The 9,956-nt window shown below is 69.3% G+C and carries 10 protein-coding genes and 3 pseudogenes; 8 read left to right on the top strand and 5 right to left on the bottom strand.

Annotated features, from left to right (window positions below; genetic code table 11):
• Positions 1–94 precede the first annotated feature (94 nt).
• Positions 95–592 (top strand): annotated as a pseudogene (locus tag ABZV38_RS37875) (ISAzo13 family transposase); the annotation flags it as partial.
• A 300-nt stretch (positions 593–892) separates the two neighbouring features.
• On the opposite strand, the gene ABZV38_RS37880 reads toward ABZV38_RS37875, so the two are convergent.
• Positions 893–1,387, bottom strand: coding sequence for a hypothetical protein (locus tag ABZV38_RS37880; RefSeq protein ID WP_356333190.1), 495 nt, complete (start codon positions 1,385–1,387; stop codon positions 893–895).
• Between the two features lie 540 nt (positions 1,388–1,927).
• Between ABZV38_RS37880 and ABZV38_RS37885 the strand changes: the two genes are divergently transcribed.
• The 3 genes from ABZV38_RS37885 to ABZV38_RS37895 all read left to right on the top strand — a co-directional run bounded on the left by ABZV38_RS37885 (position 1,928) and on the right by ABZV38_RS37895 (position 3,359).
• Positions 1,928–2,638: a hypothetical protein gene (locus ABZV38_RS37885; RefSeq protein WP_356333192.1), complete on the top strand. Its 711-nt coding sequence runs from the start codon at positions 1,928–1,930 to the stop codon at positions 2,636–2,638.
• 36 nt (positions 2,639–2,674) lie between these two features.
• Complete coding sequence (locus ABZV38_RS37890; protein WP_356333195.1) at positions 2,675–3,010, top strand: hypothetical protein; 336 nt, start codon at positions 2,675–2,677, stop codon at positions 3,008–3,010.
• 190 nt (positions 3,011–3,200) lie between these two features.
• Positions 3,201–3,359, top strand: coding sequence for a hypothetical protein (locus ABZV38_RS37895; protein ID WP_356333197.1), 159 nt, complete (start codon positions 3,201–3,203; stop codon positions 3,357–3,359).
• Positions 3,360–3,730: 371 nt separating this feature from the next.
• On the opposite strand, the gene ABZV38_RS37900 is transcribed toward ABZV38_RS37895, so the two are convergent.
• Positions 3,731–5,188, bottom strand: a complete 1,458-nt coding sequence (locus tag ABZV38_RS37900; protein ID WP_356333199.1) for an ATP-binding SpoIIE family protein phosphatase — start codon at positions 5,186–5,188, stop codon at positions 3,731–3,733.
• A gap of 451 nt (positions 5,189–5,639) precedes the next feature.
• Between ABZV38_RS37900 and ABZV38_RS37905 the strand changes: the two genes are divergently transcribed.
• The 4 genes from ABZV38_RS37905 to ABZV38_RS37920 all read left to right on the top strand — a co-directional run bounded on the left by ABZV38_RS37905 (position 5,640) and on the right by ABZV38_RS37920 (position 7,552).
• Positions 5,640–6,056 (top strand): hypothetical protein, encoded by a 417-nt coding sequence (locus ABZV38_RS37905; protein WP_267007579.1) that lies wholly within the window; start codon positions 5,640–5,642, stop codon positions 6,054–6,056.
• A 274-nt stretch (positions 6,057–6,330) separates the two neighbouring features.
• Complete coding sequence (locus ABZV38_RS37910) at positions 6,331–6,576, top strand: NAD(P)H-binding protein (RefSeq protein ID WP_356333201.1); 246 nt, start codon at positions 6,331–6,333, stop codon at positions 6,574–6,576.
• 11 nt (positions 6,577–6,587) lie between these two features.
• A complete protein-coding gene (locus tag ABZV38_RS37915; protein ID WP_356333203.1) occupies positions 6,588–7,034 on the top strand; it encodes an NmrA family NAD(P)-binding protein in 447 nt (148 codons plus the stop codon).
• Between the two features lie 65 nt (positions 7,035–7,099).
• Entirely contained in the window at positions 7,100–7,552 is a 453-nt protein-coding gene (locus tag ABZV38_RS37920; RefSeq protein WP_267007570.1) for a MarR family winged helix-turn-helix transcriptional regulator, read from the top strand.
• Between the two features lie 687 nt (positions 7,553–8,239).
• On the opposite strand, the pseudogene ABZV38_RS37925 reads toward ABZV38_RS37920, so the two are convergent.
• The 3 genes and pseudogenes from ABZV38_RS37925 to ABZV38_RS37935 all read right to left on the bottom strand — a co-directional run.
• Positions 8,240–8,448, bottom strand: a pseudogene (locus tag ABZV38_RS37925) (CbtB-domain containing protein).
• Between the two features lie 215 nt (positions 8,449–8,663).
• Positions 8,664–9,074 (bottom strand): hypothetical protein, encoded by a 411-nt coding sequence (locus ABZV38_RS37930; protein ID WP_326600902.1) that lies wholly within the window; start codon positions 9,072–9,074, stop codon positions 8,664–8,666.
• Positions 9,075–9,376: 302 nt separating this feature from the next.
• Positions 9,377–9,817 (bottom strand): annotated as a pseudogene (locus tag ABZV38_RS37935) (aldehyde dehydrogenase family protein); the annotation flags it as partial.
• Positions 9,818–9,956: the final 139 nt, after the last annotated feature.

Raw genomic sequence — 9,956 nt, forward strand, 5'->3', positions numbered from 1 at the left:
GCCCGGTGCCATGAGAGTGGCACGCCGGGTGCGGGAAGCGGCCCGAAGAAACGGCTCGATCGAAAGACGAGACCGCGCTTCGGGCCGACTTCACCGCCCCGAGGAACACTGCCGAGACGGGATTCCTCCCATCCCGCCACAGGATCTGCCCGGTCCCGGTCGCGCCTGGTTGCTGCACCCAGGCCTGACCGGTCTGCCGCACGACCAGTGGGACCGGCTGATCACCCAGTTGAGAGCCGCCCGAGAGCTCCAGAGGGAGGAAGACCTTCACCAACGACGCGGCGGGGACCGGCAGAAAGTTCCCGCCGCCGGCCTCTACACCGGACGCCGTCCCGGCCTCACCCTCGTCGACCGACTCCTAGCCACCATCCTCTATCAGCGGTTCAAACTCCCCCAGGTCGTCATCGCCCCGCTCTTCGCGGTGGTACCCCAGAGCCTCAACCGGGCCATCAGCCAAACCCGCCGACTCCTGGACGAGATCGAGCACACCATCGAACCCGCCGACCACCGCCTCGCCACCCTCGACGACCTCGCGGAACTCGCCGCCCGCCTCAGCATCACCCCGACACCAAAGATCAAGACAGCGAGTTAATTCGCGGCAGGCCCTTAACGGCCTTGGGTCAAGGCCCCTCACCAGCCTCGGCAAGCGACACGCCCCCAGCAGACTCGATCAGGTGCCCAGTACTCGTACTCATTAGGTGACTCCTTCGTGGAGGGTCCGCACCTGATTCATGACACTCCCCACACTGGCCGCCCAGCAGCACACAGGGTTCGTGTCGTCGGCCGCGCGTGCCCCGAAACAGGCGCCGGAACGGCGGCCGCCGTCGGATCGCCGGAGCCCTGCCCCGTCGCGCCGCGGGGCCGGGGAGGGGCTGTCATTGCATGTGGCCGGTCACGAGGGAGTGATGCGCTCGGTCCGGCTCGCGGTGATGCGCTGGGCGGCGAGCTCGCGGGCCTGTGTGATACCGATGCCGATGAGGGTGAGAACGTCGGCCAATGGCACGATGCGGCCGGCGCCGCCCCAGTAGCCCTCGGGGATCTCGGCGGGGAACACCCACACGCGCCGGGGGTCGCGCGGCCACATTCCGTTCTCGGCGTCGAGAACCGCTTCGGTGACCTCAGCGACCACGGCCTCCCGGGCCTGCCGGTCGAGCTGTCCTTCCGGGACCGAGGCAATCACCCGGTAGCGGGGCGCGTCGGCGGGATCTCCTCCCACGTAGAGGGCGGCCGGACGGTGCAGGAAAGCCCACGAAATGGCCCGGGTCCCGGGATCGGCGGGATCGAATCCCTCGTAGCCGATGAGGATCTCGGTGATGCGGTTCAGCAGCGCGGCTTCGGCTTCGGCCTCCAGCGCACCTTCGGGTATGTACACATCGAGCATGGGCATGGCCCGATCTCCTTGCTCTGTTTCTGCGGCTCGCACGGAGCGGCGGTTCGGCGCCGACTCGCGCGCCGGGCCCCCCGAGAGCACGGCGACGTGCTGGTCCGGTGGACCCCGTTGACGTTTACGAGTATATGCTCGTATACATGTCGGGACAAGTCCCCCGCACGGAGGGGCCGCTCGGGCGCCCCCGTCGCAAGCAAAGTCCGGACCCATGCGAGGCGTTGAATGCCGGCCGCTCCCCGTGCGGCACGGCCGCCAGGGTCGCGATCGCCGCAGCGGCCGCCACCGGCGTGCCGGGCGGTGGATGGCGACAGGGGGTTGCCGTCCCACACTTAGGAGCATATACTCCTAAGTGTATTTCGCCTGTTTAGTCGGCCGACTGCCGGGAGGCGACAGGGCCGGGAGCGGGAGGCGGCTGCGGCAGCGGGTTGCTCGAGCGCGGGTGACCGGCGAGCTCCGCATCCGGTGGCCGGAGACCGGTGTCGGCCCGTCCGTCCGAGCAGTGCGCACGGTGCGGTTGTGACTCGAGTGAAGGAATCATCTATGTCTGTCAAGAACGTCAAGAACAAGGTGCTGGCTGCTGCGGCAGCGGTGACCCTTGCGGGTGGTCTCAGTGCGGTGGGGACTCTGTCCGCGAGTGCGGCCACGCCCGAGTGCGGCGCGAGCTGCATCAAGATCTACAGCGCCAAGTTCGGGACGTCCGAGCAGCCCAACCTGGTTGAGACCGTCTACCGAGGCGTGGCGAGGGTGGGACAGCCCACCGCGATGCACCCCGTCAGCACGTACCGTGCGGCCGGGGACATCATCGGCCACCGCGCGGGCGCGGTGTCGGACTTCTACAAGGACGGCCTCGTGTCCGCCGAGGTGAACAAGCACTACGGCAGCCTGCATGCGGTGGAGGTCGAGTATGCGCCGCATGGCCAGCGCACCGGTCTGTGCGCGGGTCTCGCTCACACCGCGTACCAGGACGAGGGTCTCACGCTGCAGAAGTGCGGTGTGTCGGCCAAGACCGTCTGGATCATCGACACCGCAGACTCGCCCGCGACGGCCTCCCAGGGCCACTTCCCGCTGGTCAGCGGCTCAACCAGGAACTTCGCCCACCCCTATGCGATGACCTTCACGCACCACGCGTCGTTCCAGCACGGCGGTCACCGGCACGGCGGCCATCTGGTTCCCAACCAGATCCGGGTCGACAGGCTGATGGGCAACCCGTCCCACGTCCCCGCCGGCCAGCTCTGGGGCACCACGAAGTAGCACCACTGCTGAGGTTGCGAACATGGATCACGAGCCGTGCGGCTCGGGCGTCGCGATCCGGGCCTCAAGCTGGTTGGCGTCGACGAGGCCTTCGGCGCGCTGGTGCCCATCGTCTGGAGCCGCAGGGAGCAGCAGGCGCTGCATGCACCGGTGGTCTTGCGCACCACCGACACCGGACACGGTTGGCTGGTCCAGCCCGGCCGCCTCCCGCAGCCCCGGCCGATCGGATCGGGGTTCGCGGTGGCGGAAGTCGAGGCCTGCGCCGCAGACCTTCTGATAACCCTCTGGAAGCGCCGGACCGCGAGCACGGACTGGATCACCGGGGACGCCGCTGCCGCCCACGCGCTGCTGGCAGCTCCCCTGCCCCTCTGACATACCTTTCGCCAACACTAAAAGCTCGCGCTTTCCTCGTGTGCGAGGTCAGTGTGGCATCGCGCTCGTCAGCGTCGACGTGAGGTGATGCGCCCAGACCGACCCGCCGGGCGGCCAGTCCCGCACACGGACCCGCAGCCGCCTTCTTCGCGCCGGGACCCACCCAGAAGATCACGGAAAGACCACCACCATGCGCAAAATCAGATTCCGCAAGCTCATCCCGACCGCCTCCGCCGTCGACGTCGCGATCACCGGCGGCTCGGGCGCCTACATCGCCGCCGGAGGCCACGTCCCCACGGTCCCGGCCGGCACGACGGAGAGGCACCTCACTTTCAGCGTCACCCGGTGACCGTACCGGGACCACCGTGGTGAGGCAGCGAGGATCCGCTGCTGACCCCGCCCAGATCTGCAGGCATCCTTCCTCGCCAGGAGGGCCGCACGCCTGCCTGCCGCAATCGCTGCGGGCAGGCCGGCATCAAGCCCGGCGGGACGGGTCTCCTGACCGTTCCCGGCGGCGGGGCCGGCCGCTGCACACCAAGGCGTTCCCGGGGGCGGTCGCAGACGGGCAGATCCACCTGGAGCCGCGCGGTCTTCGCCCTGGTTCATGAAAGTGGCTGCTCCTCATGGCCCAGCGGCAGGCCCGCGATGCCGGACCTGCCTGCGAGGAGCCTTGTGTCGTGTCGGGCGGTTTCACGGGCGACGCGAGAGCATGATCGCGGCTCAGACAGCCGGGATGGGCATGTCCAGTGACACCGTCTTGCCCCGGCCATTGGGGAAGCTGTGCCACCCACCGGCGAGGGCTTCCACGATGAGGAGGCCGCGGCCGTGTTCGGCTTCCGCGTTCTCCTCCTCGTCGAGCGCCAGTGGCGAGGGAACGGGCGGGTTGCTGTCGGAGTCCCGTACTTCCAGCCGGACATGATCCGCGAACGCCCTCAGCCGGACATCGACGTCGCTGCCCGCATGGATGAGCGCGTTGGTCACGATCTCGGAGGCGATGAGTTGCAGGGAGTCCGACACCTCCGTAAGCCCCCAGGCACACAACCGGTCGCTGACGAAGTTCCGTACCGCTTTGACCCCTTGGACGTCCTGGCGCTGAATACATGGGCTGTCCGTTCGCGGCGCGCCCGCGCCGGCGGCGTCCTCGTAGCGGGCCAGGAGCAGCACCGCGTCGTCGCGTCGCTGTTGCGGGCTGGAGACCTCGGCGACGAGGTGGTCGGCCAGGTGCTCGAGATCGGTGCCAGCCGCGCGGTTGCCGGAGTCGAGGAGTGCCTGGGCGCTGGATCCCGGGTCGGTGGCGTTTCCGCCGATCAGGCCGTTCGAGTACAGCATCAGGACCGTCCCGGGCGGGAGGATGTGCTCACGCCCTCGGTAGGCGTCGGGCGCTGGGACGCCGAGCGGGACGTTGGCGGGTGCGTCGAGCGTGCCGGTGCTGGCGTCGGGCCGGAGCACCAGCGGCTCCGGATGTCCGGCCAGAGCCACCTCCGTGGTGCCGTCGGCCGTGTCCAGCGCGAGGACGCAGCAGGTCACGAGCAACTCCGTGCGTAGTGCGGTGAGCAGCCGCGCGGTCCGGTCGATCACCGTGGCGGGCCGGTGTCCTTCGATCGCGTAGGCGGCCACCGCGGTGCGTACCTGGCCCATGACGGCGGCGCTCTCCACGGCGTGTCCTTCCACGTCGCCGACGACCAGCACCATCCGCTCGTCCGTCAGTCTGATCACGTCGTACCAGTCGCCGCCCACTTTCGCCGTGACAGTGGCGGGCCGGTACCGCGCCGCCGTGGTCAGTCGGGGCAGCTCGGGCAGTGTGGAGGGCAGGAGTCGCCGTTGAAGGCATTCGGCTGTCTGGTGCTGCTTCTCGCTCAGTCCTACGCGCTGCACCGCCGCGCCCAGCAGCGCCGCCATCATGCTCAGGGTGGCTCTCTCCCCCGGCGGGAAGTCGCGCGGGCCCGGGAACGACAGGCAGCAGACGCCGACGACGTTCTTGTGTCCCATGAGAGCCAGGTCGGTGGTCTGGCTGCTGGCGATGAGAGGCAGGAAGGCCTCGGCTCGTGGCGAGTCCTCGTACCAGTCGGGGTGGGCAGCCGACGGGTGGTCTGCGGAGATGAACAGCGGGCGTCCCTGGGCAGCCTGTGCCGCGGGCGTGGGGGCGGTGAGGGGGGTGCCGTGGACGTTTCGGACCATTCCTGACGACCTACCGCTGTGCCCCAGGACCCACAGGCGGTTCTCGCCGGCCGATGCCAGGACCAGGGCGTCGGCATGCAACGGCGACATGACGGGGCGCAGGCATGTGGCCTTGCACCCTCTGGAATGTCGGTGCGACGGGGGCGGGAGAGCAGGCGCCGTCGAGGCGATTGACCCCACTGGGCAGTGCGCTCGGAAGATTCCGCCGCGCCGGGCCGCCGGCTCAGATGTGCAGGCAGCGGCTTCCCCGAAACATTTAGGAGCATATGCTCAAAATGACTCCGAGGCAAGGACTGGTGACGTGACCCGGCGGACCTGCGGCCGGGTGTCCCGCTCGCCCGTAAGCAAAATACGAGGATATACTCCTATGTGTCGGCCGGGGCTGCCGCCGCCCCGGCGGCCCACCCCCCACCATCCGGCCTTTGGCCGGGATCTTCGAAGGAGACACGACATGCAGAACGCAGGCAACGGCGATGTCGACCGTCAGGGCCTCAGCTACTACCCGTGGTGGCTGGACAACCTGGCCGACGACGCCACCCTGGAAGGCGCGGCGATGAACGGCACTGCGCGCGGCGCCGAGACGGTCCGCTCCATCGTGGTCAAGGCCCGCGAGCTGTACGGGCACCAGGACTTCAGCTACACCGGCGACTTCGGCGACGACGGCTTCCTCGAGATCTACGACTCCTCGATTCACGGCGAGCCCTTGAAGGTCGTCGTCACGGTCACCCGCAACGCCGCCGGGCAGGCCCAGGACCTCGCGGTACTGCACCGCCCGCGCAACGCGATGCTGCTCTTCTCCCGCCTCATGCACGAGAAGTTCGCCGGCACCCCCGTCGCCGACCACTTCCTCGCCGAGGACGAGTCCTGAATCAGCGACCCGGGACGTGTGCCCCGCTACCGGCCTTCCGACCCCTCCGGGTGTCTCCCGGCCGGTCGCCTGCGGCACGGGGCAGAGGGGCCGGGCGACGGACCCGTCCCCCGGCCCCTCTGCCCCCACGACCGGGCCGCCGCAATCGACCGGCCCGCGCCGGTCCGCAGGCCTCTCGGAGCAGCGGCAGCCCGCCGACGCCCGCTGCGGCTGCACGGATCCTCTGATCACGCCGCAACTCGGATATCCGATCACTCACCAAGGACGACAACTGATGGCTGCCAGCAATCTCGTTCTCATCCCCGGCGCCAGTGGCGTGGGCCGCACGGTCTTCGAACAGCTGCGTGCGCAGGACGTGCCGGTGCGGTTCATGGTCCGCACCGAGGACGAGCGAGCCGCCGAGCTGCGCAGGCTCGGCGCGGAGGTCGTCATCGGCGACCTGAATCGGCCCGAGACCGTGGCGGCCGCGCTGCGGGCGGGCACGGGGAACTGGACGCCCTGGTCGACCTCTCCCAGATGACGGTGTCGCAGATGACCGCCACCAGCACCGCGGAGTCGCACCAGCAGCGACTGCACTGGCTCGCGGAGCAGGTGTTCGACTGGTCGGGCCTGCCGGTGGTCCACGTCCGGCCCACGTCATTCCTGGACAACCCCCTCTTCACGTCCCTTGCGGCACGGACGATCCAGGAGAACGGCACGATCGCCCTGCCGTTCGGCACCGGACGCACCTCGCCGGTCGCCGTGGACGACGTCGCCCGGGTCGTCGCCACCGTGCTCCGCGACCCGGCTCCCCACATCGGGCAGGTCTACGAGCTGACCGGGCCGCGCTCGGTCGACATGAACGAGCTGGCCGCGGAGTTCACCCGGGCGCTGGGCCGGAAGGTGTCCTACGTGGACGTCCCGCTGGAGCGGTGGGAGAGGGAAGTGCTCGCCGAGGCGGGCCTGCCGCCGCACATCGAGCGCCACATCGCCGTGTGATGAAGCTCCTTCGCCTGTACGAGCACTTGCTCCTATAATGGGTGGGAGAGTTTCTGGAGGCGACGATGGCCGCTGTATCGATGGATGGCGCAGCCCTGTGCAACAACCTGGCGCTGCGCAAGGCGGCGCGGTATCTCGGAGCGGCCTACGACAAGGCCCTCGCGCCGGTCGGTCTGCGCGGGACGCAGTTCAGCATCCTGCAGAAGCTCAGTGCGTACGGGGAGACGACGATCACCGGCCTTGCCGAGGTGATCGCCATGGACCGTACGACGATGGCCTCGAACCTGAAGCCGCTTGCCCGTGAGGGTCTGGTGACCATCGAGTCGTCGGCGGTCGACCGCCGCGCGCGGATTGTCACGCTCACGCCGGAAGGACTGTCCCGGGTCCAGGAGGCGCTGCCCCTGTGGCGGGCGGTGCAGGCCCGGTTCGAGGAGACGTTCGGGGATGCCGACGCGGCTCGACTGCGCGCGTCCCTCGGAGCCGTCCTCGAGACCGGCTTCGAGCCCTGGGCCGAGTAGGGCCACGATTCCCAGAGCCCTCCGCAGGGCCTGAGCCCAGCGCGCCCACGCAAGCGTGGTGCACGGTCGGCGGACGTCTCGGACGACCTGGCCGGCGGTGCCCACGGTGAAACCGCGCCCGCTGTCACCCGCGCACCCATCCAAGGCCGGGGGATGCAGTGTTCGTCTGCGGACTCTGCATACACGGCGCGCCTGGCTGTCGGCGCTCCCGGCAGTGCCGAAGAGGGGGCGCGTCCAGGGGATCGGCGGGCCCGCGCCACGGAGGTGGCAGACCCCCGGGCAGGTTCCGGGGGGGTTCTACCACCGGTGATGCGTCAGCCGACGCTGGAAAACCGTCACCCGGTGCACTTTCGGGGCGGAGCGGCGGTTCGAGCGCCCGTTGCGCCAGCTCGCCGAAGACGAGTGCGAACGCGCCCCAGAGGGTCGCGTGGATGGCCACGGCCGAGAGTCGCAAGCGCCACAGCAGCGTGGCAGGTAAGTCCCCGGGCAGCTGCAGGTGGCGACTTACGACCTCGTGCTCGCGGGGCGCGGCATGAGCCTCTTCGGAGCCGACGGAGCTGTCGACGCTCGGCTCGCCGAGAAAGGAGGCGACGACGAGGGCGAACACACCTGCGGCCAGGCGGCGAGCATGCCTCGAACGAGGGGATTCCTCACGGGTGCGGATTCCATGGGTGCACGGCGTCCTCGTCAGTGACACGGGAAGCCGAGCAAGTGGCGGCTGTCATGCACCCACTCATGGACGCCCGCGCCGCTGACAACGGAAATAGCGCCCTGCTCGGCGCCACGAAGTAGAGCAGTACCAACATGACGATCGCCCATGGGGCTATCTCCTTCAGCGGCAGCTTGGCCGGGACAACGGGGGTGGAGACGGACGACTGGGCTACAGGCCGCGCCAGGCAGGTCCTGGATGGGGTTGAGCTGGCGCGTGGATGCGCCGGTCACGGCGATGCGGGCGGTCTCGGAGGCGTGCTGGTGGGGTGGGACGCCGATGCGGCAGGCGTCCCCCACCGCAACCGCGGCGGCGGCCGGCCTGTGTCAGGCCTGAAGGCCTACCGTCGCGATGCCTTGGCCGGCCCTCGCGAGGGCCGGGATGATCGGTGACGCCGTCGGTTCAGGACTCGTCGGCGAGGAAGTGCTTGGCGAGGGGGGTGCCGGCGAACTTCTTGTGCATCTCGCGGGAGAAGAGCAGCATCGCGTTGCGCGGCCGGTGGTTCACGACGAGCTGCTCGCACTCGCCAGCAGCGTTGCGGGCGACGGTGACAACGACGTGGAGGGTCTCACCTTTGACCCGGGTGGTGTACTCCTCGATGAAGCCGTTGTCGCCGTAGTCGCCGGTGTAGGTGAAGTCCTGGAACTCGTAAAGCCCGCGGGCGGCGGTCACGACCGAGTGGACGGCCTCGGGGCCCTGGATGGGGCCGTTGTCGATGAACGAGCCGTTCCCGGTGACATTGTCGGCCAGCTTGTCCAGCCACCAGGGGTAGTAGCTGAGGCCCTGGGTCTTACTGTCATTTGTGTTCGACATGTTTCTCCTTCGTAGGTCCGGCCGCGAGACCGTGTGTGGGTGGGGACGCCGGCCTCAGGTGATCCCAAGCCGACAATTAAGAGCATATGCTCATATTGGTGGAGTGCAAGTGGCAATACGGCGTTCCAGTAGCTGCCCAGGATCGGCAGGACGCCGGCGGTGGCGGAGTCCGGCTCGGCCGTGTAGACGACCAGCCGCCGGTCCGGCTCGTTGGAGCCGGGCCCGTCGATGGCCAGGAGGATGGCGGGCTTGAGGCAGGCCTGTCCGACGTTGTACTGGGCGCGCTGGGCAAGGCCGGCGGCGATCTGCGCGCCGCGGGCTGCCAGTGCGGCGGGCAGGACGAAGGTCGGGTTGACGCTGGTCATCTCGGTGAATACGGGGATGGGGTCAGGGCGCTGCTGAGCCCGGCGGTAGAGGGCCACGCCGCCGCCCTCGGAGCCGGTGAAGGTGACCGCCCGGACCAGGGGGTGGTCCACCAGTGCCTCGCCGATCTCGTTGCCGGCGCCCAGGACCAGGGAGAAGACGCCTTCATGCAGCCCTGCTTCGGTGACGGCCTGCTGGATGACGCGGCCTTGGATCTCGGAGGCGCCGGGATGTGCGATGTGCGGCTTGAGGACGACGGGGCAGCCTGCGCCCAGGGCCGAGGCGGTGTCGCCGCCTGCGACGGAGCAGGAGATCGGGAAGTTGCTGGCGCCGAAGATCACCACAGGTCCGGGGGCCACCTTCTGCAGCCGGTGGTCCATGCGCGGTGCGGGCTGCCGGTCTGGTTGTGCGGGGTCGATGGCCGCTTAGAGCCTGTCGGGTGGCCGGTTGATTACGCCGCGATGAGGTCCTCGACGGTCTTGGCTCGGGCGGTCTTGCGGTGGGATTCATGGCTCCACC

The organism is Streptomyces sp. NPDC005181, from assembly GCF_040608395.1.
GTDB lineage: Bacteria > Actinomycetota > Actinomycetes > Streptomycetales > Streptomycetaceae > Streptomyces.

What these genes read in the sequence shown, in the direction of transcription:
- ABZV38_RS37880 (WP_356333190.1), bottom strand. Translation starts at nt 1,387, where the DNA reads ATGCCCATGCTCGATGTGTACATACCCGAAGGTGCGCTGGAGGCCGAA.
- ABZV38_RS37895 (WP_356333197.1), top strand. Translation starts at nt 3,201, where the DNA reads ATGCGCAAAATCAGATTCCGCAAGCTCATCCCGACCGCCTCCGCCGTC.
- ABZV38_RS37920 (WP_267007570.1), top strand. Translation starts at nt 7,100, where the DNA reads ATGGCCGCTGTATCGATGGATGGCGCAGCCCTGTGCAACAACCTGGCG.
- ABZV38_RS37915 (WP_356333203.1), top strand. Translation starts at nt 6,588, where the DNA reads ATGACCGCCACCAGCACCGCGGAGTCGCACCAGCAGCGACTGCACTGG.
- ABZV38_RS37910 (WP_356333201.1), top strand. Translation starts at nt 6,331, where the DNA reads ATGGCTGCCAGCAATCTCGTTCTCATCCCCGGCGCCAGTGGCGTGGGC.
- ABZV38_RS37930 (WP_326600902.1), bottom strand. Translation starts at nt 9,074, where the DNA reads ATGTCGAACACAAATGACAGTAAGACCCAGGGCCTCAGCTACTACCCC.
- ABZV38_RS37900 (WP_356333199.1), bottom strand. Translation starts at nt 5,188, where the DNA reads ATGGTCCGAAACGTCCACGGCACCCCCCTCACCGCCCCCACGCCCGCG.
- ABZV38_RS37885 (WP_356333192.1), top strand. Translation starts at nt 1,928, where the DNA reads ATGTCTGTCAAGAACGTCAAGAACAAGGTGCTGGCTGCTGCGGCAGCG.
- ABZV38_RS37905 (WP_267007579.1), top strand. Translation starts at nt 5,640, where the DNA reads ATGCAGAACGCAGGCAACGGCGATGTCGACCGTCAGGGCCTCAGCTAC.